Genomic DNA, 25,585 nt, shown 5'->3' on the forward strand with positions numbered 1-25,585 from the left:
CGGCCCGCGGCAGTCGCCCCTATCCGGCGGGTGCCTGAATGGCCGGCTTCTTCGGCAGGAACGACGCCGGGATCAACGTGATCGCCACCAAAGCCAGGCCGATCACGAACACCAAGGTGTAGGCGTGTGAAAGGTCATGGAGCACGCGGGCCGAGAAGTCGGGGGCCAGTGACTCGCGGGGTATCGCGGCAGGGTCAACCGGTATGCCGCTGGCGGCCTTCTGCTGTAGCACCGCGAGTTTGTGTGCCGCGGTGATGTTTTCGCTTCGATCGAACTGGTTGGTCAGGATCATCGACATGATCGCCGTTCCCAGCGAGCCGCCCACCTGATGACTGACGCTCATCAGCGTTGTGCCCCGCGCGATCTGGTGTTCGGTCAGTGCCTGCACCGCCGCGACTGAGAGCGGCATCATGGTGCAGCCCATCCCCAGGCCCATGATGGCCAGACCCACCAGCAGCGTGGGTTCGTACGGGGCCTGCCTGGCCACACCGAACGCGAAGGAACCCAGGCCCGCGATGATCAGCGCGATCCCGACCAGCAGGATCTTGCCTGGTCCCCGTTTGTCCACCAGCGGACCGGTCAGTCGCATGGTCAGCATGGCTCCGAGCCCCTGGGGGATCAGGTGCACCCCGGCCTGCATCGGCGTCAGGTGTAAGACCTGCTGTAAGTAGCTCGGGACCAGCAGCCCGGCGCCGAAAAACGAACCCGCGAAGATCAGCATCGTCACATTGGCGTAGGTGATCACCCGATTCTGAAACAGATGCAGATCGATGAGTGGGTGATCGGCACGGTGCAACGCGTGCATCACGAATGCGGCGATCAACGCCAGGCCGATGGCGGCCGGGATCAATACGCGGCGATCGGCCACGGTCCCGCAGCGCGGGATGGACGACACCGCGAAAAGGAACGTCGCCAGGCCGGGTGAGAGCAGCAGCACCCCGACAAGGTCCAGCGTTTCCGACGGGGCGGAGTGGTCCTTCGGGAACACGATTGCGGCAAGGGCGATGGTGAGGAGCCCGATTGGCAGATTGATCAGGAAGATCCACTTCCAGCTGGCGGTGTCGATGAGCCAGCCGCCGACGATCGGTCCGGCGATCGGGGCGAGCAGCATGGGGATGCTCATGATCGACATCAGGCGCCCGAGCCGCAGAGGTCCCGCTTCGCGGGTCATGATCACGAATCCCAGGGGCAGCAGCATTCCACCACCGACGCCCTGCACCATCCGAAAGACGATGAGCTGCAAGATGGTCGACGCGAATGCGCACAGCAGCGAGCCCAGCATGAAGGCCACCAGCGTGCCGATGAAGAGGCGCTTGGTGCCGAACCGGTCGGCCGCCCATCCCGTCAGCGGGATGACGGTGGCCAACGCGAGCGTGTAGCCGGTCATCGTCCACCCGACCACGGCCTGTGTGGAGGAGAACTCGGCAATGAAGGTGCGCTGCGCGACGCTGACGACGGTGACGTCCAGGATCGCCATCACCGTGGCCAGGATGCATACTCCGGAGATCCGCAGCAGCCTCGCGTCCAGCTTGTACGGATAGACGCCTTCGCCCGCGTCTAGCTGCGGTGCGAAGGTATCGGGCGGCGCTGCATCGGCCGCGGTGGTCTGGGCCTTCTCCATGGCGTTGCTTAGCATATCGAACCGATTTTGTAATGCCGCCGCTGACGCGAACTTGCTCACACCGCGCCCGCCGGCCGGAGGGGGCCGCGGTGGGTCCAGGCGCTCGCGTGGGCAGGGTCAACCGCGCCTCCCATTCGTCGGCCCCGGCCGGCAGTATGTTTGGCGCCCCGCCGCACAAAGCAACGCGATGGTGGGCGCTGGAGCCCAATCTTTCGACCGCCCAACCGCTTATCGCGGGGGTATGGCCGGTGGTGGCCCAAGCGGCGATCGCCCGGGTCACGCATTTTCCCTGCGCCCCAAGCACATCGAATCCGATCGCTGGATCCCGTCACGGGTTTGCTGGCCGTGCTGTCGGGCGGGGTCGTTCGGCCGAACGACCCAACACCGATGGGCCGGAGCAGCATCCACCCCATACAGGGCAGGTAACCGGCTCCGATATACGCCTGCCGTCTGCGTGTACTTCACCGTCCCGACATCTGAACTGGGCAAACTGCGAGTGTGTCTGGGAAACTAATCGTCTCGGTCTCAGGGATAGGCGAACGCACCCTGGGCGACGTCGAGGCGTTCTGCGCACAAATGGATGCCCGCAAAGTTCCGGTGTCGTTGCTGGTGGCTCCGCGCCTGTCCACCGACTACCAGCTCGACCGCGACCCGCGCACCGTCGAATGGCTGATCGATCGGCGGACCGGTGGCGACGCGATCGTGCTGCACGGCTACGACGACGCGCCCACCAAGAAGCGGCGTGGCGAATTCGCGACGCTGCGCGCGCACGAGGCCAATCTGCGGCTGATGGGGGCCGACCGGGTGCTCGAGCACCTCGGGCTACGTACCCGGTTGTTCGCGGCTCCGGGCTGGGTGGTGTCACCGGGCGTAGTCAAGGCGTTGCCGGGCAATGGGTTTCGGCTACTGGCGGATCTGCATGGGGTCACCGACCTGGTCAGGCATACCACCGTCCGTGCTCGCGTGCTCGGCATCGGGGAGGGCTTCCTGACCGAGCCGTGGTGGTGCCGCATGGTGGTGCTGTCCGCCGAGCGGATCGCCCGTCGCGGTGGGATCGTCCGGGTGGCGGTCGCCGCCCGTCAGCTGCGCAAGCCCGGCCCGCTGCAGGCGATGCTGGACGCCGTCGACCTGGCTTCCATGCACGGCTGCACGCCGACGGTGTATCGGTGGCAGGCCGGCAAGGCGATTCTTGACGCCGCCTGATTAAAGCCGTCCGGTTAATCGCCTCGCGCGGGGGCTACCCTGTTGCGGCATGAGCGATTCTTCGGCTGCGGGGTTCGCCGCTGACGCGATTGTTGTCGGTGCCGGGCTGTCGGGTCTGGTCGCCGCCTGTGAGCTGGTCGACCGCGGCTTGCGGGTGCTGATCCTCGACCAGGAGAACAGCGCGAATCTGGGTGGGCAGGCGTTCTGGTCGTTCGGCGGCCTGTTCTTCGTCGACAGCCCCGAGCAGCGTCGCCTGGGCATCCGGGACAGCCACGAACTCGCGCTGCAGGACTGGTTGGGCACGGCGGGTTTCGACCGGGAAGAGGACTACTGGCCGCGGCAGTGGGCGTATGCCTACGTCGACTTCGCGGCGGGGGAGAAGCGGAGCTGGCTGCGCGATCGGGGCCTCAAAATCTTCCCCCTGGTGGGCTGGGCCGAGCGTGGTGGCTATGACGCTCAGGGGCACGGCAATTCGGTGCCCCGCTTCCACCTCACGTGGGGTACTGGACCAGCACTGGTCGAAATCTTCGCCCGTCAGCTGCGGGACCGCTCGGCGGTCCGCTTCGCGCACCGCCACCGCGTCGACGAGTTGATCGTCGAGGGCGGTGCGGTGACCGGGGTGCGCGGCTGCATCTTGGAGCCTTCGGCTGAACCGCGTGGTATGCTGTCATCGCGGAAAGAGCTGGGGGAGTTCGAATTTCGCGCATCAGCAGTGATTGTGACCAGCGGGGGGATCGGCGGCAACCACGATTTGGTGCGAAAGAACTGGCCGAAGCGGATGGGCAGGGTCCCCGGGCAATTGCTGAGCGGGGTGCCCGCCCACGTCGACGGCAGGATGATCACCATCTCCGAGCGGGCCGGTGCGCGGGTGATCAATCCCGACCGGATGTGGCATTACACCGAGGGCATCACCAACTACGAGCCGATCTGGCCGCTGCACGGCATCCGGATCATTCCGGGCCCGTCGTCACTGTGGCTCGACGGGTCGGGCAAGCGGTTGCCGATACCGCTGTATCCCGGTTTCGACACGCTCGGCACGTGCGAGTACATCATCAAATCCGGGTATGACTACACCTGGTTTGTGTTGAACGCCAGGATCATTGAGAAGGAGTTCGCGCTCTCCGGCCAGGAGCAGAATCCCGACCTGACCGGGCAGAGCGTGCGTGAGCTGCTGCGGAACCGGGCCAGTTCCGGACCGCCGGGACCGGTGCAGGCCTTCATTGATCGGGGTGTGGACTTCGTCAGCGCAGACTCGCTGCGCGAGTTGGTGACCGCGATGAACAAGCTGCCCGATGTGCAGCCGCTGGACTATGCGACGGTGGAGGCCGCGGTCACCGCTCGCGATCTCGAGGTCGCGAACAAGTTCAGCAAGGACGGTCAGATCACTGCGATTCGCGCCGCGCGCGGCTATCTGGGTGACCGGTTGGGCCGGGTGGTGGCACCACACCGGCTGACCGATCCGAAGGCCGGACCGCTTATCGCGGTCAAGCTGCACATCTTGACCCGAAAGACGTTGGGCGGCATCGAGACTGACTTGGCCGGGCGGGTAATGAAAGCCGACGGCAACCCGATCACCGGACTGTACGCCGCCGGCGAGGTCGCCGGGTTCGGCGGCGGCGGGGTGCATGGTTACCGGGCCCTGGAGGGCACGTTCCTGGGCGGCTGCATTTTCTCTGGCCGGGCCGCCGGCCGCGGTGTTGCCGATGACATCAGCTAGCCCGTCTGCTCGCGGTCGAAGTTTCCGCCGCTAGAAGGTCACGCCGCTTTCTTCGGGCAGTACCTGGAAGTCGGTGCTGGTCATCTCGGTGAAGCGGCTGTAGTAAATCCCCCGAGCTTCCGGTGCGACGATTCCCTGGTGAATGGGCACCGCGCGTGCCGGGTCCACCGCGCGCAGGTAGTCGATGGCCTCGGAGATCTTCATCCAGGGGGCCGCCGCGGGCGCGGCCAACACATCGATCGGCTCGTCGGGCACGAACAGCGCATCACCGGGGTGCATCAACCGAGCGCGATGCTCGCCGTCGCCGACCAGATACGAAATGTTTTCTATCACAGGGATTTCCGGGTGGATCACGGCGTGGCGGCCGCCGACGGCCCGCACGGTCAGCTCGCCGACCTGCAACTCGTCGCCGACATGCACCGCCTGGCATGGCGTGCCAAGCTGGGCTGTGGTCTGCGGATCGGCATACAGCGCGGCATCCGGATTGCCCTCAAGCAGCGACGGCAACCGGGACATATCGACATGGTCGGGGTGTTGATGGGTGATCAGGATGGCCGACAGGCCGGTGATTCCCTCGAAACCGTGCGCAAAGGTGCCGGGGTCGAAGAGCACGCTAGTGTGGTCGAACTCAGCAAGTAAGCAGGAATGCCCGAAATGCGTCAGTTGCATGCTTCTGATTGTGCCCCGGCGGGGGTGGTTGTGGTGCGGGTAGCGCTGGCGACGATGCTGCTCGCCGGAGGCCTGGTGTTTGCGTTGATCGTGGTGGTACCGGCCTCGGCGGAGCCGGAGGCCTGCCCCCCGGTGTGCGATCAGATCCCCAACACCGCGTGGATTCCTCAGCGCGCGGTGCCGTTGAACTCCGTATACAACTGGCCCACGCTGGGGTCCCAGGCCGTGCAGGTGACGGGGGCGGGGAACGGCCCACGCTTCCGCTTCGAGGAGCTGTGTGGGGCGCGGCAGCTGCCGCAGGACCCCCGCGCCTCGGCGGTCGCCGCCCGGGTCACCGTGGCCCACCCGGACGGTCAATGGCAACTACAGGCGCAGATCCTGCACTGGCGCGGCGACACGGCGCGCGGCGGCTCGATCGCGGCGGCGGTGTTCAGCACCGGGGTCGCCGCGCTGCGCGGCTGCCAACTGGGTGCGCCGCTGCAGTCGCCGTCGCTCACCACAGACGAACCGGACCGGATGTCCGCGGTGATCAGTGGACCCGTGGTCATGCACAGTTACCTGATCGCGCACCCGGCGAGCAGCACGGTCAGCGAGCTCACGCTGTGGTCGTCCGGGCCGCCGCAAGTGCCCTGGCCCTCGATGGCGGACAATCAGCTGTTGGATTCAATGATCGCGCCACTGTGCGAGGCATATATCGCCTCGTGTCAGTGAGCCGCGTGCCGTACCCGGCGCCGGTAGAGTTGGCGCCGGGGCGGATCTGGACAGGAGGCGACTGTGGCGCGGGTGATCGTGAGTGTGATGCCTAAAGCGGAGATTCTCGACCCGCAGGGCCAGGCCATTGTCGGCGCGCTGGGCCGGCTCGGTCATCCCGGGATTTCAGATGTACGCCAGGGCAAGAGGTTTGAGCTCGAAGTCGACGACACGGTCGATGATTCCGTGCTTGCCGAAATCGCCGAATCGCTGTTGGCGAACACGGTGATCGAGGATTGGACGATCATCCGGGAAGCACTGTGACACCACGCATCGGTGTGATCACCTTTCCCGGGACGCTTGACGACGTGGACGCCGCCCGGGCGGTGCGCCGCGTCGGCGCCGAGGCGGTGAGCCTGTGGCATGCCGACGCCGATCTCAAGGGTGTCGACGCCGTGGTGGTGCCCGGCGGGTTTTCCTACGGCGACTACCTGCGGGCCGGCGCGATCGCCAGGTTCGCCCCGGTGATGTCCGAGGTGGTGTACGCGGCCGGCCGCGGCATGCCGGTGTTGGGAATTTGCAACGGTTTTCAGGTGCTGTGTGAAACCAGGCTGCTGCCCGGGGTGCTGACCCGCAATGCCGGCCTGCACTTCGTCTGCCGCGACGTGTGGCTGCGGGTGGCATCGAACGCGACCGCCTGGACATCGCGTTTCGACAGCGACGCCGATCTGCTCGTCCCGCTGAAATCCGGCGAGGGGCGCTACGTGGCCCCCGTGAACGTGCTCGACGAACTGGAAGGCGAGGGCCGGGTGGTGTTCCGCTACCACGACGACATCAACGGCTCGCTGCGCAACATCGCGGGCATCAGCTCGGCCAACGGCCGGGTCGTCGGACTGATGCCGCATCCCGAGCACGCGATCGAAGCGCTGACCGGACCGTCCGACGACGGGTTGGGCCTGTTTTATTCAGCTCTCGATTCGGTGCTGGCGGCCTAAGCGAAACACCTGCAGCACCACGCGCTCAGCCGGCGTCTAACACCAGGGGCCGCTCGGTCGACGGGCACTCGGTATCGGGGGACAATTCGGCGAAGAATTCGATCGCGGCCGCGATGGTGTGGTCGACGCGGGTGGCGAAGTCTTCGAAGTCGACAGGCTCCCGGATCTTGCGGGAGTTTCGCGCCACGACGCCGATCCGCTGTGGGTCAGAGGATCCGCGGACGGTCACCACGACGCCGCGGGTTTGCTGATTCCAGCGGTCGGCGAGGTCGGCAAGTTCGGCGGCCTCGGTGGCGGGAAAGAAACAGCCGGGGGTGACTTGAATCGTGAACTCGTCGCTGTGCCAACGGGAGATCCCGAGGTGGACATGCAGCCGCCGGGGACGGGTGTTGGCGACGTAGAAGAATTCACCGTCGTGCTGGCCGCGGAAATACCGGCTGCCACGGGTGCACAGGTAACGTTCGATCAGGCTTGCGGACAACGCTTCAGTCGTCATGAAACCAATGGTGAGGCCTGGGCCTTTGCGAATCCTTGGAGCCGCGCTAGACGGCGCCGAAGAATCTGGTGAGAATTGGCTGAGGATATAACGAGCCGGTCACCGGACGGTCGCAAACCAGCGTCCCGCAAAGGCGGTGCCCGGCACCGGAATCCGGTCGATCAGGCAGTCGGGCTACGCTGAGATCGAATGATTTTCGCGCATCGCCCGCTCGATATCCGCGCTACTATACGTCGCGAACCGGGAGGGGTAACAGTGGGATTCGCGGTAGAACGGTTCGACCACATCGTCATCAATTGCCACGACGTCGAGGCCACCGGGGCGTGGTACGAGCGGGTGCTGGGCATGACGCGCCAGACGTTCGGGCCGAACCATCGGACCGCGCTGTCGTTCGGGAATCAGAAAATCAATCTTCGACCGCTCGGGGCGTTGGCCGACGATCCCGAGTGGGTCACCGGTTCGGTCGAAGCCGCCGGGTCCGAGGACTTGTGCTTCATCACGCAAGCCACGCCGGAGCAGGTACGCGCCCACCTCGCCGACTGTGGGGTCGACGTGACGTCGGGCCCGGTGACCAAGACCGGTGCCCTGGGCCCGATGACATCGCACTACTGCCGGGACCCCGACGGCAATCTGGTCGAGATCGCCGTCTACTGACTAGCTGAGAGTGGGTACAGCTCAGGTAGATTCACCACGATGGCCTCTTGGCTGCTGCGTGCGATCACGACTTCTGCTGTGTTGTCGGGATCGGGATTTTCTTCCCGGTGCGGCAGATAAGGCGGGATGAACACGTAGTCGCCGGGCTGGGCTTTGATGCGCACCTCTTGAACGCCATCGTGGAAGACGAACTCCGGGTTGCCGCTGCGGACATAGATCGCGGTCTCCGAATCGCCGTGATGGTGGTTGGCCGAGGCGCTTTCGGGTGATGCGTGAGTCTCTCCCATCCACAGCTTCTCAGCGCCGACCGACCGGCCGCTGAGTGCCGCGAAGCGGCGAAGGCCCTCCGATTGCGCAGTGTCGGAATTGATCTCCGATGCCTTGATGTGGTGCACGCGGTTGGTGGCTGGCTGCTGCGTGGTCTCGGCGAAATCCGGGTGAAATCCATCCGCGGTGGCCATGTGCGTTCCTCTCTGCGATTGTCTGCTCCCTTATTGTGCGTCGTTGTGCTCGAGCATCGCGGCGTACTTGTGCAGGTCGTCGTCCGGCACCTGAGTAAACCCACCAAAGTCCTGGTAGAGCTCAATGCTGGTCGCGCCCATTTCGACGCCGTAGCCGACGACCGCGCCGAGGTCGGGCGGGGAGGCGCCGCCGGTCTGGAATTCGACTTCGGCGCCGCTTTTCTTCATCGCCGCGTAGATCGTCTGCAGGTCCTTGTTCACTTTCGACGGCACATCCAGATCGTGGTTGTCGAAGACACAGCGCTCGCCGGCGCGCTGTCGGCAGTCGGCCATCCACCCGAGCGTGAAGCCCACGTCATGCTTCGGGTGGCCGCTGTCGGTGCCCTTGAACGGGTTCAGCGGTGTCTCGAAGCGCGTCGTCTTCCACGGCGCGTAGTCGTCGACGATCTTGTTCAGGCAGCCCTGGTACTTCGCGTCGGTCATGCCCGCCTTGCGCAGCGGATCGACCGCGGGTGGCCGGGTGTCGATGGAGAACGGCTCGGCGGTGAACATCATGCACGAGGTGACCGCGACCTCGTGGACGAGTGGATCGCTGTCGTACTTGGCGGCGAGCATCTGCTGTAGATGCGCCCAGTGCCAGTGGTACTTGTCGTCCCAGACGTGGCCCAGCGTCCGGTCCTTGGTGACACCGCGGAAGTTGGTGTGCACCACCGGGATCTTGCCTCCGCTGTCGTCCATCACCCAGTCGGGTGCCCAGAAGCCGCCCCACACCCGGATCTTCACCGCCAGCGGTGTATCCGGGTAGTCCTGGTTGTACTTTCGCACGTTGGCAAGACCCTGATCGATCTCGTTGTCGTCTGCGAGGCCGGACGTCGGCGTGGGCTCCAGCGAGCGCCACGACGCCAGAATGACGATGCCCTGAAGCAGACCGGGCTTTTGCCGCACCGTCTCCAGCGAGTTGTCGGGTTCGCCCCAGGCCGGGGCGAACCGGTAGGCCCCCATCGAGATCAGGCCGCGCAGTGGTTCTTTCACGGCAACGGCCTTGGCGAGCGGCTGGGGGCACGGCCAGGCGGGGAGAACCATCGCAAGAAGAACGGCGAGTGCGCGCGCCACAGTCACCGAGCGCACCCACGCGCACCCGGCGGAGCCCCGCAAGGGGAGGGGAGAGCAGCCCCGCACGTGTCGAAGGGTACAGCTCAGCGTTGCCCGGTGATCAGCCGTTCGGCGAGCTGGCGCAGGTCACCCACCACGAGGTCGGGCTTTGGCAGGCCGTCAACGGGCAGGGGTGGATTACCGGGCCGGGTAATGAGAGCGCCGCGCATGCCCACACCTTGCGCGCCGACGATATCCCAGGCGTGGGCGGCCACCATCATGCAATCCGCGGGCGCCACGCCGAGTTCCTGGCAGGCGTATCGGTAGACCGACGGTGACGGCTTGAAGGCGCGCACGGATTCGACGCTGAGTTGTGCCTCGAAAAGGTCTGCCAGCCCGGCATTGTCGAGTGGAGTCTGCACGCCGGACCGGTGCGGTGAATTCGTCAGCGTCACCAGACGAAAACCGTTATCGCGCAATGCGGTGAGTCCGTCGACGGCATCGGGGTGCGCGGGCATGGTGCGCATCTGTGTCTGCAGGCGCGCCACGTCGTCGTCGGTGAGGTCGACCCGGTGGATGTCGGCGAGCATGCGTAATACGCCCCGGCCGAGCCTGAAGAAGTCGACGTAGTATCCGGCGAACGTAATTGTCATCGAGTACGTGACGAGCTGCCCGAACCATTCACGCAGCACGCGCTCATCGCCGAACAGCTCGCCGAAAAGCGGGGCTATGGACTCGATATCGATCAGCGTCTCATTGACATCGAAGACAAGTACAGACGGTGTGGGGCGAGCTGCATGTGGTGGCATGTGCGGCTGCTCAGCGATCCATGACGACGACCATTTTGCCGCCGGCTTCGCCTGCTTCCATTACTCGGTGCGCCTGGTGAATCTGGTCGAACGAGAAGACGCGCGTGGGTTTGGCATCCAGCTCGCCTTCGGCGACCTGGCGTGCGATGTCGGCCAGTGGTACGTCGGACAACGGGAATCCGGGCGTGCCAAATACGAAGCTGCCGAAGAAGTTCAGGTTGACGCCGCTGGGCATGCGCAGCAGCGGGTTGAAGTCGCCGATTGGATCGAGGCCACCCAGCCATCCTGCCAGACAGGCCGTGCCGCCGCGGCGCAACATGTCCAGGGAGTCGAGGATGGTGCTGTTGCCGACGAGGTCGAGTACCGCGTCAATCCGCCTGGCCTCGGCAATGTGCCCGGCGAGGTCGGGGCGTTCAGGTTCGACGCGCGTGGCGCCCAGCTTCTCGAGCATGGCGAAACGTTCGCGGCTGCGCGCGGTGGCGATGACTCGCGCTCCCGCAGCGGCCGCCATCTTCAGGGCAGCCTGGCCGAACGACGATGTCGCACCACGCAATACCAGCGTCTGCCCTTCCTTCAGATCGAGGTTGCGGAACAGGCATGTCCAAGCGGTCGCGTAGGTTTCGGGCAATGCCGCCAAATCCGACCAGGCCAGGTCGGATTCGATGAGTGCCACATTTGCGGCGCGCACGCGGGTGAACTCGGCGTAGCTGCCATTGATGGTCCGACCCAGCCCGCCCATCAGCGCGGCGACCTTGGCGCCGACGGGAAATTCCCCGCCCGGGCAGGAGTCAACGATGCCTACGCATTCGATGCCGCTGACTTCCGCGGCTTCGGCCCACTCGCCACGGCGCATATGCATCTCGGCGTGGTTGATGCCGAAGCCCCTCACCGCGATCACCACCTCGCCGTCCTTCGGCAGCGGCTTGGGGATGTCGGCGTAGACCAGGCGATCGAGCCCGCCGAACCCGCTCAGGATGATCGCCCGCATGCTGTCCCCGCCGGGGTGCTCCCGAACGACGGCCGGGTGTGCCGGCAGCATGGTCGCGGTATTGCCCGTGTTCATTAGCCAGCCTCTTCCCGCACGTAAAAATGGGGCATACAACCCAATATTATGGGTGAGGGTGCCCAAATATGTCTAGGCCTGGGGTCGGCGCCGACGCGGGGCGGACCCACCTCTTCGTGGCTTGGCTGCGGAATTCGTTGCGGCGAAGGAGCGAACATAGTCGACAGCGGCGTTGACGGCCACCCGCAGTGGTTCAGCGTCGCCGGTGGCGTGCGTGACCATCGCACCGCCCTGGTGAGCGACGACCAGCGAGACCGCGAGATGACGCGGGTCGGCCTCGGGGCGCAGCTCGCCCCGGCGTCGCATCGCCGCGAGACCGCTCTGGAATAGCTCGAGCCACTGGTCGTAGCCGTCGGCGAGATCGTCGCGGACTTCATCGTCGGCGTCGCTCAATTCGCCTGCCAGCGAGCCGTATACGCATCCGCCGAGCCGGTAGACGGTGTCGATGTCGGCCACGCAGGCATCGGCCCACGCCTGCAGCGCGTCGAGAGTGTCGAGCGCGCCCAGTTGCGGTTGGGTGTGAAATGCGATGACATCGCCCCGACGGGACGCGATGACCTGGCGGGTCAGCTCACGTTTGTCCCGGAAGTAGTGCGAGATCTGCGATCCGCCGACCCCGGCGGCGTTACGCACCTTCTCGATGCTGGTATTCGCGACGCCGCGTTCGAACATGACCCGCGCGGCGACGGCGACGATGTGCGCCCGCGTCGCCAGTCCCTTGCGGGTGAATCGCGATGTGCTGTCATCGTTCACGGTGCCGTCGAGCGCCTGCCCCGGGGCCGCCGCGCAGGCCGCGGGACCCGGGCGGTGCCGTCGGTGGCGAACATCCGCAGATAGTTGACCGCGAATCGGGTGGCGTCGGCGTGCGGCCATTCCGCCCGATAGGTGAAGGACAATGTCGCCCCACCCTGGTGGGCGCTGACGATGGTCAGCGCCAGGCGTCGCGGGTCGGCGTCCGCCTGCAGGACACCGCTTTCTTTCATGCGCGCAATCGCCGATTCGAGCAACTCGACCCACTGCCAGTAGCCCGCCCCCAACGTGGCGCGCGTTGCTTCGTCGGACTTGGCCAGCTGCGCGGTCAGGGCGTGGTAGGTCGGAGTGCCGCCCGATGTTCCGATGCTTCTCAGGTACCGCATGTTGAGATCGATCCAGCGTTCGAAGTCATCGAACGAATCCAGATCGCGGAGCTTGGGTTGGCGGTGGAAGTCGAGGACCACGCCGATCTGGCGGCGGATGACCGCGCGAATCAGCGCGCCTTTGTCGGTGAAATAGTGCGCGAGCTGCGAGCCGCTGACCGACGCGAGCCCACGCACGTTTTCCATGCTCGCGGCCGACAGGCCTTCGGTGACGATCAGTTCGGCGGCGGCCTGCACGATCCGGTCGCGGGTGGCGCGCCCCTTGGCGGTCAACCGTTGTTCGTCCTGAACATCGGGATGGGCCATCGCGTCAGGCTAACCCGCGGCCGCCTCGACTTATGGGATATTTGGCCCAAAGAGCCGGGATGGGCCGGGCGGCCCGCGGGCCCGGTCAGGCGGTCACATGATCCTCGAGGAAGTTTCGGATCAGCCCGGCGACTTCATCGAGAGCGGACTCCAGCAGAAAATGCCCGCCCTCGAGCAGATGAATTTCCGCATCGGGAAGGTCGTCGGCGAAGGCTTCGGCGCCGGCCGGCCCGAAGATCTCGTCACCGCTACCCCAGACCGCCAGCAACGGAACCTGGCTGGCGCGAAAATATTCGTGCACGCGGGGGTACATCGGCGCGTTGGTCGCGTAGTCGCGCAGCAGCTTCAGCTGCACCAGGTCGTTGCCGGGCCGGGATATCAACGCGTAGTCGTGATGCCAGGACTCGGGGTCGACGAGCGTCTCGTCCGGTACGCCGGTGACGTACTGCCACCGGGTGGCCTCCAGCGTCAGGAACTGCCGAACCGGCGCCTCGGTGTCGGGGGTCGGTTCGCGCTGATAGGCCTCGACCACCTTCCAGAAGCTCTCCACGAACCCAGCGTCGTAGGCGTTGCCGTTCTGGCTGACGATCGCCGTGATGGCGGACGGTTCGCGCAGCGCCAACCGCCAGCCGATCGGAGCGCCGTAGTCCTGCACGTAGATCGCGTACCGCTCGACACCGAGGCTGCCCAGCAGGCCCGCGGTCAGGTCGGTTAGGGCATCGAAGGTGTAGTCGAACTGGTCGACGGGTGGTGCGTCGGAGAGCCCGAACCCGAGATGGTCGGGTGCGATCACGTGGTAGCGATCGGCAAGCGCCGGAACCAGATTTCGGAACATGTGCGAACTGGTCGGAAAGCCGTGCAACAGAACGAGTGTGGGTGCCGCTGCATCGCCCGCCTCGCGGTAGAAGAGCCGATGACCGTCGACGGTGGCGTAACGATGATGAACGACCGGCATGAGATTCCTCCTGCACCGGATGGCTTTTTGGGATGAATATCCCATTATGCACCCCAATCGGCGGGCTGCAATAGGTTGACCACTCGACCGGGCGCCCATTATTCTGGGCGGGCTGTCCCATTTTGAAGGAGTGCGGGTGGCTAACACGTTGCACGACAAGACCGTCCTCGTGGTGGGACGCGCCGGCGGCATCGCGCGGGCAATCGTCCTGCTCGCGCGGTCTCAGGGCGCGCGGGTGATCGCGGCGGGACGCGATCGGAGCAAACTCGCCAGCGCCTACGAGGACCCCGGCATCAGCGCCGAGGCCGTCGACCTAACCGACGACGCGTCCATCGCCGCACTTGCCGAGCGGGTGGGGTCCGTCGACCACGTGGTGTCGACCGCGTCGGCGCGCGCCCGCGGCAACTTGGCCGACCTGCAGCGCGGCAACCTCCAGCAGTCATTCGACACCAAAGTGATCGGGCCCACGATGCTGGCGAAATACCTTTCCCCACAAATTAATCCGGGCGGATCGTTCGTGTTGTTCTCGGGGGTCCATGCGTTCAAACACAACGTCGGTTATCTGGGCGTGGGCATCACCAACGGCGCGGTCGACTTCGTGACCCGCTGGTTGGCCGTTGAACTCGCCCCGATAAGAGTCAACGCGATTTCGCCCGGCGTGATCGACACCGGCGCATGGGACGGGCTCGGCGCGGACGGCAAGCGGGAGTACTTCGAGCACATCGCTGCCGGCAATCCGGTCGGGCGGATAGGAACACCCGACGACATCGCCAACGCGGTGTTGTTTGCAATGACTAATAGTTTCATGACCGGCATGACGCTCAAGGTCGACGGCGGCGAACCGCTGACCTAGGCTTCTCCGCGAGGTCTAAGTCCCCAAGGAGACGCAGTGGGCAGGCTTGTATCGGTCAACGTGGGAATGCCCAAGAACGTGCGATGGCGCGACAAAACAGTGCACACCGGCGTTTGGAAAACCCCCGTCGAGGGGCCGGTTATGGTGCGAAGGCTCAATATCGACGGCGACGGCCAAGGCGACCTGACCGGCCACGGCGGTGAACAGCGCGCTGTCATGGTGTACCAGACCGAGTCCTACGACTTCTGGAAGAGCTACCTGAATCGCGACGACTTGGTCCCAGGCCACTTCGGGGAGAACTTCACCGTCACCGGGCTCGCCGATGCCGAAGTCTGCATTGGTGATCGATACCGCATTGGAGACGCCGAATTCGAGGTCACCCAACCGCGGGTCACCTGCTTTCGTGTCGGCCTTCGGCTCGGCGAACCTGACATGCCCAATCTGCTTGTCGCCCAGCACCGTCCGGGCTTCTACCTTCGCGTCATCACCGAGGGCCACGTGCGTCCCGGCGAGGACATCGTGCGGACCCGACGTGGCCCTCACGAACTCAGCGTCGCCGACGTCGACGCCTTGCTGTATCTGCCCGGCCGCGACATCGATCAACTCCGCAAGATCGTCGACGTCCCCGCACTGAGCCCCGGCTGGCAACAATCGTTCAACGACATGCTGCACACGCTCGACGCAGCAACGATCAACCCAGCTCCGCCCGTCGGAGTCGAGCCGGGGTGGGACGGATTCCGCCCGTTGCTGGTCATCGCCGTACACCACGAGAGCCCGCAGGTGATGTCGATCCGACTGCGGGCCAACGACCGCGGCGCGTTGCCACCGCCACGTGCGGGCCAGTACCTGACGGTGCGGTTCCCCGGTGTTGCCGAGCCGACACCACTGCGCAGCTATTCCTTATCGGGCGACCCCGTCGCGGCCGAATACCGTATCAGCGTCAAGCGCGAAGATGACGGCGTGGTGAGCCAATGGATACACGCCCACATCGAGACCGGATCCGTGATCGAGGCGGCCGCCCCCCGTGGCGACTTTTATCTCACCGACGCCACCGATCCGGTGGTGCTGATCTCTGCGGGAATTGGGATCACTCCGGTGTTGGCCATGTTGCACGCGTTGTCGGCCGCTCGAAGCACCCGCGAGATCTGCTGGCTGCACACCACCCGGAATCGCGAAACCCAAGCTTTCGCAGCTGAAGTCACGGCTCTGATCGACTCGTTGCCGCACGCTCGGCAGCTCGTGATTTTTACGCAGTCGCGGGGACGGCTAGACCAGTCGGCAATCGCGGCGCTGGGTCTGCCGCCTGGTGCCAACGCATACCTTTGCGGCCCAACTCAATTCATGACTGATATGCGCGACGCGCTCACCGGGGCTGGGCTGGACGGCGCCCGCATCCACAGCGAACTGTTCGGCGCATTGCCGCCGATCAATCCCGGAATCGTCGACGAAGCGCCGCGTCGGCCACCCCACCCGCCGTCCGGAAAGTTGGGGACCGGACCGTCAATCACCTTTGCCCGCAGCGGACTTACCGTCAACTGGTCATCGGACTACGGCAACATATTGGATCTGGCCGAAGCGTGTGATGTGCCCACTCGGTTTGCTTGCCGGAGCGGAGTCTGTCACGTGTGCGAGACCGGAGTGGTGGCCGGTACGACGACATACGTGCAGACGCCGCTGGAGCCGCCAGCTCCATCAACCGTGTTGATCTGCTCGGCGGCTCCATCCAGTGACCTGGTGCTGGACCTCTAGAGGCTCAGCGGGACGGACGCCTCGGCGGTGTAGCAGAGGAAGGTCAGCGTCTCCTGTAGATACAGCTGCACGGTGTCGGCGTCGTGGCTGAGGTAGCCGATCGACACGTCGGTGCCCAGCTGAAGGTCGAAGTCGCCGCCGCGGGTGGTCAGCACGAAGGCGCCGTCAATGGCCGGGGCCCAGATGATGTCGCCGGGAACCAGTCGGTCGATGTGTTCGAGGATCGGATATCCGTGTGCGGTGGTCTCGCTGACCTTGGTGTAGACGTCGGCCGATAGCAGCACGGAGTAGGGTCCGTCGACGCCGGCCAGCCGCAGTTCGGTGATCGCCTGGGTGATGACGTCCGGGATTTCGCTGGGATCCGCCGGCAACGTCAGCGGCTTGTTCGAGCTGGCCGAGCGGATGCCCTCGATCGACGCGGCGGCGTAGCCCTCGAAGATCGCGCGGTCTTCGATGAAGGCAAGCTTCTTGGCGGCGGCTTTGACTGGATCCCAATCGGAGTCCTGCGCCCCTCGTTCGACATTGTCGATTTCAACACGGGATAGCGTGAACGGAACCCGCAGGCGGACAAGCGGTTTGCTATCCCGTAGCTGAGCCACCACGCCGTCGGTCGGCGCCTCGACGTCGATCAGCCGGCCAGTGCTGACCGCCGCCGTGACCGGACCGCCCGGCTCGCTGACGTCGACCACCCGCCGCCCCGCGATGTGGCGCTTGAACGTCCGCGTGGCCTCCAATTCGATTTCGGTCCAAGCGACGTCGGTGACTGGCGCCAGATTGCGGTAGAGGTTGTTCGTCATTGAGGGGTTCCTTTCAGGCTGCCGATCGAAAGTGAGCCGGGGCCCACGGCGGGTAAGGCCGGCGGCTCTGTCTCCAGGGGCGCGGGCAGGTCCGGTGGATCGTCGAGGAAGTCGACAGTGGGGGTGAAGAACAGCACGCCCGTCAGCGCGGTGGAAAAGTCCAGCACGCGATCGGTGTTGCCGGGTGGATCGCCGAGAAACATGTTGCGCAGCATCTGCTCGGTCACCCCGGGCGTGCGCGAATAGCCGATGAAATACGTGCCGTACTCGCCCTTGCCGACCTCACCGAACGGCATGTTGGCTCGCACGATCTTGAGCTCGTTGCCGTCCTCGTCTTCGATCACGTTGAGCGCAATGTGCGCGTTCGGGGGCTTGACGTCGTCGTCCATCTCAATGTCTTCGAGCTTGCTCCGACCGAACACCAATTCCTGCTCGGTGACCGACAGCGAATCCCAAGCCTGCATGTCGTGCACGTACTTTTGCACATGCACGTAGCATCCTCCGGCGAAGTCGGGATCCTCCTCGCCGATTGCCGTGGCGCTGACAGCGATTGGGCCGTCCGGGTTTTCGGTGCCGTCGACAAAGCCCAGCAGGTCGCGGTTGTCGAAGAACCGAAAGCCGTGCACTTCGTCAACGACGGTCACCGCGCCGGCCATCGACTTGAGAATGCGGCCGGCCAACTCGAAACATACGTCCAGGCTCTCGGCCCGAATGTGGAACAACAGATCCCCGGGTGTGGCGGGCGCGGTGTGTCGCGGCCCCGTCAGTTCGACGAACGGATGCAGTTCGGCGGGCCTCGGCCCACCGAACAACCTGTCCCACGCCTCGGCGCCGATCGAGGTGATCACCGACAGATGCTTGGTCGGGTCGCGAAAGCCAATGGCGCGCACCAGCCCCGAAATGTCGGGAAGTGCGTTGTGCACGGTTGCCTCGCCGCCGGCATCGATGGTGACCACCAGGAATATCGCGGCAGGCGTCAACGGCGTGAGGATGGGTTGCGGCTGAACCGGAGACACCTTGGTGACCTTAGCGCGGCGACGGCGAGCGCAGGAAGTGCGCGAGCAAGGAGCCGCGCAATACGGACCCAGCGCGGCGACGGCGAGCGCAGGAAGTGCGCGAGCAAGGAGCCGCGCAATACGGACCCAGCGCGGCGACGGCGAGCGCAGGAAGTCCGCGAGCAAGGAGCCGCGCAATACGGACCCAGCGCGAACTGCGTGGGTCACGGACAGCCATGATGGTGAACATGTCGGCCAGCGCCGCAGGCCTCTGCGAATTCATCGACGCTTCTCCGTCTCCGTTTCATGCCTGCGCCACGGTGGCCGGCCGACTAATCGCCTCTGGATACACCGAACTCCGCGAAGCCGACCCGTGGCCCGCCGAACCGGGCCGCTACTTCACCATTCGCGCGGCTTCACTGATCGCCTGGAACGCCGCCGACGTGCGCGGCGCCTTCCGGATCATCGGCGCACACACCGACAGTCCCAACCTGCGCGTCAAACAACACCCCGATCGGGTGGTCGCCGGGTGGCGGGTCGTCGCGCTGGAGCCGTACGGCGGTGCGTGGCTCAACTCCTGGCTGGACCGCGACCTGGGTATCAGCGGCAGGCTGTCGGTGCGTGACGGCGGCGCGGTCACCGCTCGGCTGGTCCGGATCGACGATCCGATCCTGCGGGTGCCGCAGCTGGCCATCCACCTGGCCGAGGATCGCAAGTCGCTGACGCTGGACCCGCAGCGACATGTCAACGCGGTCTGGGGCGTTGGCGACGAAGTGAGTTCGTTTGTGGGCTACGTGGCCGAACGCGCAGGTGTGGCGCCGACCGATGTGCTGGCCGCCGACCTCATGACGCACGATCTGACGCCGTCGTCGGTCATCGGTGCCGACGCCAGCCTGGTGAGTGCTCCGCGGCTGGACAACCTGGCGAGTTGCTACGCCGGCCTGGAGGCGCTGCTGGCCACGCAGCCGTCGAGCGGCGTGCCCGTGTTGGTGCTGTTCGATCACGAGGAGGTCGGCTCGTCGTCGGACCACGGCGCGCAGTCCAACCTCTTAGGCACCGTGCTGGAGCGGATCGTGCTCGCCGCCGGCGGCAGCCGGGAAGACTTCCTGCGGCGGCTGCCCGCGTCGCTGTTGGCGTCGGCCGACATGGCACACGCCACCCACCCCAACTACCCGGAGCGACACGAGCCCGGTCATCTGATCGAGGTCAACGCCGGCCCGGTCCTCAAGGTGCATCCCAATCTGCGGTACGCCACCGACGGACGCACCGCGGCCGCGTTCGCCCTCGCGTGCCAGCAAGCGGGGGTTGCGCTGCAGCGTTATGAGCACCGGGCCGACCTGCCGTGCGGATCGACGATCGGGCCGCTGGTCTCGGCGCGGACCGGAATCCCCACCGTCGACGTCGGCGCCGCGCAGCTCGCCATGCACTCCGCACGGGAGTTGATGGGTGCGCACGACGTCGCCGCCTATTCCGCTGCGCTGCAATCGTTTTTGGCGCCGCAATAGTCGGGCCGATCGCTGCGCGCCTAGAGTCGACCGGTATGACGCTCAAAGTAGAGATGGTCACGTTCGACTGCGGCGATGCCGCGAAGCTGGCCAGCTGGTGGGCCGCCCAGTTCGGCGGCACCACGCAGGAAATGATTCCGGGTGAATTCGTTGCGGTGACGCGGCCGGACGGGCCGCGGTTGGGATTTCAGAACGTGTCCGATCCCACGCCGGGAAAGAATCGCATCCACCTCGATTTCAGTGCCGAGGACGTTGACGGCGAAGTGTCGCGGCTGACAGCTGCGGGGGCCACCGAGGTAGGCCGGCACCAGTTCAGCGAGAACTTTCGCTGGGTCGTGCTGGCAGACCCCGAAGGCAATGCATTCTGCGTAGCGGGTCAGTAACTCGACACCCCGTCGAGCAGCGCATCGACGAGCCCGTCGAATCCGCCCGCGCCGGCACCCGGACGCGTCAGCGCGTGGAACAGCAGCGTCCCGACCAAAGCCTGAGCGACGGCATCGACGTCCGCGCCGGAGCGCAGCTCCTTGTCGACGACGGCCCGGCGGAGCCGAGTCGTCAACCCCGCGAGCTGCGGCGCACTCAACTGGCGGTAGAGATCCTCGCCGTCGCTCGGGCGAGCGGCCGCAGCGGCGACGAGAGCTCGCACTAGGGCGGCGTTAGCCGGCTCGGCCAAAAACTCGGCGTGTTCGTTGAGCCAGGACCGGAGATCGGCCCGCACGTCTCCGCTCGCGGCAACGGGGAACGACCCCGAGCCGCCGTAGGCATCCAAGACCGTCTCGGCGACCAGCGGGGCCTTCGACGACCACCGCCGGTACAGCGTCTTCTTGCCCACTTGCGCGCGGGCCGCGACGCTTTCCATCGACAGTTCGGCGTAGCTGCCGGTCGTCAGCAGTTCGCGGGTGGCGTCCAGGATCGCGCGATGCAGCCGGCTATCGCGCGGCCGGCCAACCCGTTCGTCGGGCACTGGCGGCTGACGGGTGGGTTGGGCTACGTTCATCGGGGACATTTAGGAAACGATACGTGTCGTTTCTAGGAAAGGACTAGCCGGTGAGTGCTCCCTCGTTGTCGGTGCCGAAAACCTGGGACGAGATCACGCCCGAATGGATGTCGGCGGCCCTGGCCGCGGACTTCCCCGGTGTCGCGGTCGATGCGGTCACCGTCGAGCTGCGCGACGACGGCACCAATCGGCGCGCCCGGCTCGGCGTCACCTACCAGGCCGGTGCCGGCCCGGCGACCGTCTTCGTCAAGGCCGCCGACCCGGCGCACAAAGCACTGATCCGGCTGACCAGCGGCATGTTTCACGAGCCGCGACTGTTCACCTGCGGCGTGGATTTGCCACTTGAGCACCCCGCGGTCCACACCGCGCTGATCGACGAGCCCGACTACGACTTCGTCATGGTGATGGAGGATCTCACCGCGCGGGGAGCCGATCCCCGCGACGGCACCCGGCCTTACAGCGTCGAGCAGGCCGCCACCGGAGTGCGCGGCCTGGCCCGGATGCACGGCCGCTACTGGGGTGAACGCGTCCTGCGTGAGCCGGCCCTGGGATGGCTGGAACCGTTCCTGCCGTGGGAAGGCATGCAAGCAGCACCGCTGCCCGCCGCCCTGGAACGCCTCGGTGCCGACGCCCCCGCGGAGGTGACATCGTTGACCATCGAGGAGCTGATCGATTCGATCTGGAAGCCCTACATTGCGACGCTGACGACCTCGCCGCAGACCCTGCTGCACGGCGACCCCCACATCGGCAACACCTACCTGCTGCCCAACGGGGAAGTGGGTTTCCTGGACTGGCAGGTCGCCCGGCGGGGTAACTGGTCGCTGGATCTGGGCTACTTCCTGCAAGGCGCCCTGACCGGCGAGGATCGCCGCCGCAGCGAGCGCGACCTGCTGGCGGAATACCGCGACTCGCTGGGGCTGCCGGCCGACGAGCTGCCCGGCGCCGACGAGATCTGGCTGCGCTACCGGGCGTCGGTCGCGCACGGACTGACGCTGTGGCTGGTGACCGCCAGCGCCGGCGAGTGGCAGCGCACGGACGTCTCGGTCGCACTGGCGCAACGGTATTCGTTCGCCTACGCCGACCTCGATGTGTCCTCGGCGCTGGCCGAGATCACCGGCTAGGCGCGGCCCGTCGGCTTCATGTGGCCGCTCAGGGGAGTGGCCGCCCTAGACTGTGTGCGTGACTGTCTCCGGGACCAGCGCGCGCACCCACGTGGTTGACACCGTCGAACTCGCCGCTACGACGCCCGACCAGCCGCAACCTTTTCGCGAGCTGGGCCTCAAAGAGGACGAGTATCAGCGAATTCGAGAGATCTTAGGCCGCAGGCCCACCGACACCGAGCTGGCGATGTACTCGGTGATGTGGAGCGAGCACTGCTCGTACAAGTCCTCCAAAGTGCACCTGCGCTACTTCGGCGAGACCACGACCGACGAAATGCGCGCGGGCATGCTGGCCGGTATCGGCGAGAACGCCGGCGTCGTCGACATCGGCGACGGCTGGGCCGTGACCTTCAAGGTGGAATCGCACAACCACCCGTCCTACGTCGAGCCGTATCAGGGCGCCGCCACCGGCGTGGGCGGCATCGTCCGCGACATCATGGCCATGGGCGCACGACCGGTCGCGGTGATGGACCAGCTGCGGTTCGGTGCCGCCGACGCGCCGGACACCCGCCGGGTGCTCGACGGTGTGGTCCGCGGAATCGGCGGCTACGGCAACTCTCTCGGCCTGCCGAACATCGGCGGCGAGACCGTCTTCGACGCGTCCTACGCCGGCAACCCACTGGTCAACGCGTTGTGTGTCGGGGTGCTGCGCAAGGAGGACCTGCACCTGGCATTCGCGTCGGGCAAGGGCAACAAGATCATCTTGTTCGGTGCCCGCACCGGACTTGACGGCATCGGCGGCGTGTCCGTGCTGGCCTCGGAAACCTTCGGCGGCGACGAGGGCGGCGGTCCCGGCCGCAAGAAGCTGCCCTCGGTGCAAGTCGGCGACCCGTTCACCGAGAAGGTGCTCATCGAGTGCTGCCTCGAGTTGTACGCCGCGGGCATCGTGATCGGCATTCAGGATCTCGGTGGTGCCGGATTGTCCTGTGCTACTTCAGAACTGGCGTCCGCAGGAGACGGCGGCATGCGCGTCGAGCTTGAGACCGTGCCGCAGCGCGCTGCCAACATGACGCCCGCCGAGATCCTGTCCAGCGAATCGCAGGAGCGCATGTGCGCCGTCGTCGCACCCGAGAACGTCGAGGCGTTCCTGGCGGTGTGCCGCAAGTGGGAGGTGCTGGCCACCGTCATCGGTGAGGTCACCGACGGCGACCGACTGCGCATCACCTGGCACGGCGAGACGGTGGTCGACGTGCCGCCGCGTACGGTGGCCCACCAGGGTCCGGTCTACCAGCGGCCGCTGGCCCGCCCCGAATCCCAGGACGCCCTGAACGCGGACACTTCTGCCGGCCTGCCCCGGCCCGCGTCCGGCCCCGAACTGCGCGCGACTTTGCTTGCGCTGCTTGGCAGTCCGCACCTATGCAGCCGGGCATTCATCACCGAGCAGTACGACCGCTATGTGCGGGGCAACACCGTGCTCGCCGAGCACGCCGACGGCGGTGTGCTGCGCATTGACGAGTCCACCGGCCGGGGGATCGCGCTGTCGACCGACGCCTCCGGGCGCTACACGCTGTTGGATCCCTACGTCGGTGCGCAGCTGGCGCTGGCCGAGGCATACCGCAATGTCGCCGTCACCGGTGCCACCCCGGTCGCGGTGACCAACTGCCTCAACTTCGGTTCACCGGAAGACCCCGGCGTGATGTGGCAGTTCTCGCAGGCGGTGCGGGGGCTGGCTGATGGCTGTGTGGCCCTGGGGATTCCGGTCACCGGCGGCAACGTCAGCTTTTACAACCAAACCGGCTCCACCGCGATTCTGCCCACCCCGGTGGTCGGCGTCCTCGGGGTCCTCGACGACGTCGCCCGGCGCATCCCCACCGGCCTGGGTGGCGAACCGGGGGAGACCCTGATGCTGCTGGGCGACACCCGCGACGAGTTTGACGGCTCCATCTGGGCGCAGGTCACCGCCGACCACCTGGGCGGGTTACCGCCCGCGGTGGACCTGACCCGCGAGAAGCTGCTGGCCGACGTGCTGAGCTCGGCGTCACGCGACGGGTTGGTATCGGCGGCGCACGACCTGTCCGAGGGCGGCCTGGCCCAAGCCATCGTCGAATCGGCCCTGGCCGGTGAAACCGGTTGTCGCATCGTGCTTCCCGAGGATGCCGATCCGTTCGTGATGCTGTTCTCCGAGTCGACGGGACGCGCGCTGGTCGCGGTGCCGCGGACCGAGGAGAGCAGATTCGTGTCGATGTGCGAGGCGCGGGGGCTACCGGCTGTGCGCATCGGCGTCGCCGATCGCGATTCGGACGCGGTGGAATTTCAGGATCTGTTCACGGTGTCGCTGGCCCAGCTGCGCACAACGTCCGAGGCGGTGCTGCCGCGGCTCTTCGGGTGAGCCGGGCGACCGCCGCGACGTCGATACAGCTTGCAAGGCAGCCGATTTGCGCCCCGGCTCCGTTCAGTGGACGCGGTCGACCTGGTCGGGGACGACGCTGCCGTCCGGCCGCAGCAGCGGTGTCTGGTCGCCGTTGGGCTGGTCGAATCCCTGTGTCGCGCAGGGGTACGGCGGGCTCACACCCAGCGGCTTGATGAACATCGGATTGACCAGCCAGCGACCGTCGAGATTGGCGTAGGCGCGGCACATTATCTCGATCTGATTGCGGTTGATCACCAGGCGCAACGCGGTCGCATCCCCCATGAAGGTGACGTCTCCATCGGTATCGCCGGCCGCGAACACCTGACGTTGTTGCTCGGGTAGCTGGTCGAACGCCGCAGGCCCTTGGACGCCGAACACCTGCTCGTTGACGCGGCAGCGCTTGCCCTCGTTGTATGGCACGGATGGTTCCCCGCCGCACTGGGCCAGGCGCGAGGTCACGACATCGCCGTCGTGTTCGGTGCGGGTGCCCATCGCGCGATCGGCGGAGATGCCCAGTTCGGCGGCCCATACCCGCACCACCGGCTCCGGGGACGCGGAGATGACGCGCACGTCAAACCCGTTGTCCTGCAAGGTCGTAATCAATTCCCGCATCTGTGCGTAGTAGCGCACCCAGCCGACTCGCTGGCCGCTCCCGACCGCCTGCTCGGTTCCTTCGGGCGCGTCCAGGCTCTCCTTGCGGGCCGCTTCGACGAACCCGGTCACGTCGGCGTCGGTCCAGCCTGCCAGCAGTTGGGCTGCCCAGGCTGCGGAGGGCTCCATGCGGCGATGGTTATAGGGGCCGAATGCCGGTGTACCCGTTCGGGTTTGGCGATCGGCATATATCGACACCAGCTCATCTGCGCAACCGGTGTTGATGCCGGTGGGCAACGGCTCGCCCGGGGGCGCCAGCCCACCGCACGCCGCCGCCAAGGCCTTGGTCGCCTGCGGCGTGAGGAATTGACTGGTGGTGCTCCAATCCCCGCCAGCCGGTTGACGCACCTTGGAGTTACGCAGCATCCAGAACAGCGTCATGTCGCTGATCGGGTTCCGCACCACGGTGTTGTCCCAGTCGAACAACGCCAGCGGCGCACCGTCTGTCGTCGCACCCAATTTGCCGCAGGTGCCGTGTTTGCTGATCATCGTGTTGATCCGGTCGCGGTTGTCGCCGTACCAGCCAGGATCGGCGGACACCGTGCGGCAATGGTTGTCCGATGCGTCCTCGCTCTGGGAGTAATCGCCGGAGTCGCCGCAGCCGGCCACCAGCAGCACGGCCCCGGCCATGGCGAACGTCGACAGCCGACGCACGAACGCC

At 66.2% G+C, this 25,585-nt stretch carries 26 protein-coding genes; 12 read left to right on the forward strand and 14 right to left on the reverse strand.

Going from position 1 to position 25,585, the window contains the following annotated elements; all coding sequences use genetic code 11:
- Nucleotides 1-19 precede the first annotated feature (19 nt).
- Nucleotides 20-1,636 carry a DHA2 family efflux MFS transporter permease subunit gene (locus MNAB215_RS12445; RefSeq protein ID WP_108637616.1) on the reverse strand — a complete coding sequence of 539 codons (1,617 nt, stop codon included), beginning with the start codon at nucleotides 1,634-1,636 and terminating at the stop codon, nucleotides 20-22.
- Nucleotides 1,637-2,119: 483 nt separating this feature from the next.
- Here MNAB215_RS12445 and MNAB215_RS12450 point away from each other — a divergent pair, with 483 nt between their 5' ends.
- Both MNAB215_RS12450 and MNAB215_RS12455 read left to right on the forward strand, forming a co-directional pair.
- Nucleotides 2,120-2,824 carry a DUF2334 domain-containing protein gene (locus tag MNAB215_RS12450; protein ID WP_077079135.1) on the forward strand — a complete coding sequence of 235 codons (705 nt, stop codon included), beginning with the start codon at nucleotides 2,120-2,122 and terminating at the stop codon, nucleotides 2,822-2,824.
- Between the two features lie 49 nt (nucleotides 2,825-2,873).
- Nucleotides 2,874-4,541: an FAD-binding dehydrogenase gene (locus MNAB215_RS12455; RefSeq protein ID WP_077079136.1), complete on the forward strand. Its 1,668-nt coding sequence runs from the start codon at nucleotides 2,874-2,876 to the stop codon at nucleotides 4,539-4,541.
- A 30-nt stretch (nucleotides 4,542-4,571) separates the two neighbouring features.
- Here the strand turns inward: MNAB215_RS12455 and MNAB215_RS12460 are convergent, their stop codons facing one another.
- Nucleotides 4,572-5,210, reverse strand: coding sequence for an MBL fold metallo-hydrolase (locus MNAB215_RS12460; RefSeq protein WP_077081961.1), 639 nt, complete (start codon nucleotides 5,208-5,210; stop codon nucleotides 4,572-4,574).
- Between MNAB215_RS12460 and MNAB215_RS12465 the strand changes: the two genes are divergently transcribed.
- The 3 genes from MNAB215_RS12465 to purQ all read left to right on the forward strand — a co-directional run bounded on the left by MNAB215_RS12465 (nucleotide 5,187) and on the right by purQ (nucleotide 6,895).
- The gene (locus MNAB215_RS12465) at nucleotides 5,187-5,921 is read left to right on the forward strand and encodes an ATPase (RefSeq protein ID WP_174604587.1); all 735 of its coding nucleotides are present in this window, start codon (nucleotides 5,187-5,189) and stop codon (nucleotides 5,919-5,921) included. The two genes, MNAB215_RS12460 and MNAB215_RS12465, sit on opposite strands and share 24 nt — an antisense overlap.
- Nucleotides 5,922-5,984: 63 nt before the next feature.
- Nucleotides 5,985-6,224 (forward strand): phosphoribosylformylglycinamidine synthase subunit PurS, encoded by a 240-nt coding sequence (gene purS / locus MNAB215_RS12470; RefSeq protein ID WP_077079137.1) that lies wholly within the window; start codon nucleotides 5,985-5,987, stop codon nucleotides 6,222-6,224.
- On the forward strand, nucleotides 6,221-6,895 hold the full coding sequence (gene purQ, locus MNAB215_RS12475; protein ID WP_077079138.1) for a phosphoribosylformylglycinamidine synthase subunit PurQ: 675 nt from the start codon (nucleotides 6,221-6,223) through the stop codon (nucleotides 6,893-6,895). The genes purS and purQ overlap by 4 nt, the downstream gene beginning before the upstream one ends.
- Before the next feature lie 25 nt (nucleotides 6,896-6,920).
- On the opposite strand, the gene MNAB215_RS12480 is transcribed toward purQ, so the two are convergent.
- Complete coding sequence (locus MNAB215_RS12480; protein WP_077079139.1) at nucleotides 6,921-7,391, reverse strand: hypothetical protein; 471 nt, start codon at nucleotides 7,389-7,391, stop codon at nucleotides 6,921-6,923.
- 255 nt (nucleotides 7,392-7,646) lie between these two features.
- Between MNAB215_RS12480 and MNAB215_RS12485 the strand changes: the two genes are divergently transcribed.
- Nucleotides 7,647-8,045: a VOC family protein gene (locus MNAB215_RS12485; RefSeq protein WP_077079140.1), complete on the forward strand. Its 399-nt coding sequence runs from the start codon at nucleotides 7,647-7,649 to the stop codon at nucleotides 8,043-8,045.
- Here the strand turns inward: MNAB215_RS12485 and MNAB215_RS12490 are convergent.
- From MNAB215_RS12490 to MNAB215_RS12520, 7 genes are all read right to left on the reverse strand, one after another.
- Entirely contained in the window at nucleotides 8,039-8,506 is a 468-nt protein-coding gene (locus tag MNAB215_RS12490; RefSeq protein ID WP_077079141.1) for a cupin domain-containing protein, read from the reverse strand. The genes MNAB215_RS12485 and MNAB215_RS12490 overlap by 7 nt on opposite strands.
- Nucleotides 8,507-8,536: 30 nt before the next feature.
- Nucleotides 8,537-9,538 (reverse strand): hypothetical protein, encoded by a 1,002-nt coding sequence (locus tag MNAB215_RS12495; RefSeq protein WP_077079142.1) that lies wholly within the window; start codon nucleotides 9,536-9,538, stop codon nucleotides 8,537-8,539.
- Nucleotides 9,539-9,702: 164 nt separating this feature from the next.
- The gene (locus MNAB215_RS12500) at nucleotides 9,703-10,407 is read right to left on the reverse strand and encodes a haloacid dehalogenase type II (RefSeq protein ID WP_077079143.1); all 705 of its coding nucleotides are present in this window, start codon (nucleotides 10,405-10,407) and stop codon (nucleotides 9,703-9,705) included.
- 10 nt (nucleotides 10,408-10,417) lie between these two features.
- A complete protein-coding gene (locus MNAB215_RS12505) occupies nucleotides 10,418-11,446 on the reverse strand; it encodes a zinc-binding dehydrogenase (RefSeq protein WP_077081963.1) in 1,029 nt (342 codons plus the stop codon).
- Nucleotides 11,447-11,542: 96 nt separating this feature from the next.
- Nucleotides 11,543-12,223, reverse strand: coding sequence for a TetR/AcrR family transcriptional regulator (locus MNAB215_RS30215; protein ID WP_077079144.1), 681 nt, complete (start codon nucleotides 12,221-12,223; stop codon nucleotides 11,543-11,545).
- On the reverse strand, nucleotides 12,220-12,912 hold the full coding sequence (locus MNAB215_RS30220) for a TetR/AcrR family transcriptional regulator (protein ID WP_077079145.1): 693 nt from the start codon (nucleotides 12,910-12,912) through the stop codon (nucleotides 12,220-12,222). Before MNAB215_RS30220 ends, MNAB215_RS30215 begins: the two co-directional genes overlap by 4 nt.
- A gap of 85 nt (nucleotides 12,913-12,997) precedes the next feature.
- Nucleotides 12,998-13,867: an alpha/beta fold hydrolase gene (locus MNAB215_RS12520; protein ID WP_077079146.1), complete on the reverse strand. Its 870-nt coding sequence runs from the start codon at nucleotides 13,865-13,867 to the stop codon at nucleotides 12,998-13,000.
- Nucleotides 13,868-14,003: 136 nt separating this feature from the next.
- Here MNAB215_RS12520 and MNAB215_RS12525 point away from each other — a divergent pair, with 136 nt between their 5' ends.
- Nucleotides 14,004-14,720, forward strand: a complete 717-nt coding sequence (locus MNAB215_RS12525) for an SDR family oxidoreductase (RefSeq protein WP_077081964.1) — start codon at nucleotides 14,004-14,006, stop codon at nucleotides 14,718-14,720.
- A gap of 36 nt (nucleotides 14,721-14,756) precedes the next feature.
- Nucleotides 14,757-16,469 carry an MOSC and FAD-binding oxidoreductase domain-containing protein gene (locus tag MNAB215_RS12530; protein ID WP_077079147.1) on the forward strand — a complete coding sequence of 571 codons (1,713 nt, stop codon included), beginning with the start codon at nucleotides 14,757-14,759 and terminating at the stop codon, nucleotides 16,467-16,469.
- On the opposite strand, the gene MNAB215_RS12535 is transcribed toward MNAB215_RS12530, so the two are convergent.
- Together MNAB215_RS12535 and MNAB215_RS12540 are read right to left on the reverse strand one after the other, a co-directional pair.
- Complete coding sequence (locus tag MNAB215_RS12535) at nucleotides 16,466-17,266, reverse strand: family 1 encapsulin nanocompartment shell protein (protein WP_077079148.1); 801 nt, start codon at nucleotides 17,264-17,266, stop codon at nucleotides 16,466-16,468. The genes MNAB215_RS12530 and MNAB215_RS12535 overlap by 4 nt on opposite strands.
- The gene (locus MNAB215_RS12540) at nucleotides 17,263-18,282 is read right to left on the reverse strand and encodes a Dyp-type peroxidase (protein ID WP_077079149.1); all 1,020 of its coding nucleotides are present in this window, start codon (nucleotides 18,280-18,282) and stop codon (nucleotides 17,263-17,265) included. Before MNAB215_RS12540 ends, MNAB215_RS12535 begins: the two co-directional genes overlap by 4 nt.
- Nucleotides 18,283-18,509: 227 nt before the next feature.
- On the opposite strand from MNAB215_RS12540, the gene MNAB215_RS12545 reads away from it, so the two are divergent.
- Together MNAB215_RS12545 and MNAB215_RS12550 are read left to right on the forward strand one after the other, a co-directional pair.
- Nucleotides 18,510-19,766 (forward strand): M18 family aminopeptidase, encoded by a 1,257-nt coding sequence (locus tag MNAB215_RS12545; protein ID WP_077081965.1) that lies wholly within the window; start codon nucleotides 18,510-18,512, stop codon nucleotides 19,764-19,766.
- A 35-nt stretch (nucleotides 19,767-19,801) separates the two neighbouring features.
- A complete protein-coding gene (locus MNAB215_RS12550; protein WP_077079150.1) occupies nucleotides 19,802-20,149 on the forward strand; it encodes a VOC family protein in 348 nt (115 codons plus the stop codon).
- Here the strand turns inward: MNAB215_RS12550 and MNAB215_RS12555 are convergent.
- Entirely contained in the window at nucleotides 20,143-20,730 is a 588-nt protein-coding gene (locus tag MNAB215_RS12555) for a TetR/AcrR family transcriptional regulator C-terminal ligand-binding domain-containing protein (protein WP_077081966.1), read from the reverse strand. The two genes, MNAB215_RS12550 and MNAB215_RS12555, sit on opposite strands and share 7 nt — an antisense overlap.
- An 83-nt stretch (nucleotides 20,731-20,813) precedes the next feature.
- On the opposite strand from MNAB215_RS12555, the gene MNAB215_RS12560 reads away from it, so the two are divergent.
- Nucleotides 20,814-21,884 (forward strand): phosphotransferase, encoded by a 1,071-nt coding sequence (locus tag MNAB215_RS12560; RefSeq protein ID WP_077079151.1) that lies wholly within the window; start codon nucleotides 20,814-20,816, stop codon nucleotides 21,882-21,884.
- Nucleotides 21,885-21,975: 91 nt separating this feature from the next.
- Entirely contained in the window at nucleotides 21,976-24,252 is a 2,277-nt protein-coding gene (purL, locus tag MNAB215_RS12565) for a phosphoribosylformylglycinamidine synthase subunit PurL (RefSeq protein WP_165691638.1), read from the forward strand.
- Nucleotides 24,253-24,315: 63 nt separating this feature from the next.
- On the opposite strand, the gene MNAB215_RS12570 is transcribed toward purL, so the two are convergent.
- Complete coding sequence (locus MNAB215_RS12570) at nucleotides 24,316-25,554, reverse strand: HAD family hydrolase (protein ID WP_108637761.1); 1,239 nt, start codon at nucleotides 25,552-25,554, stop codon at nucleotides 24,316-24,318.
- Nucleotides 25,555-25,585: the final 31 nt, after the last annotated feature.

Origin of the sequence: Mycobacterium numidiamassiliense (assembly GCF_900157365.1) — a bacterium.
Classification (GTDB): Bacteria; Actinomycetota; Actinomycetes; order Mycobacteriales; family Mycobacteriaceae; genus Mycobacterium; species Mycobacterium numidiamassiliense.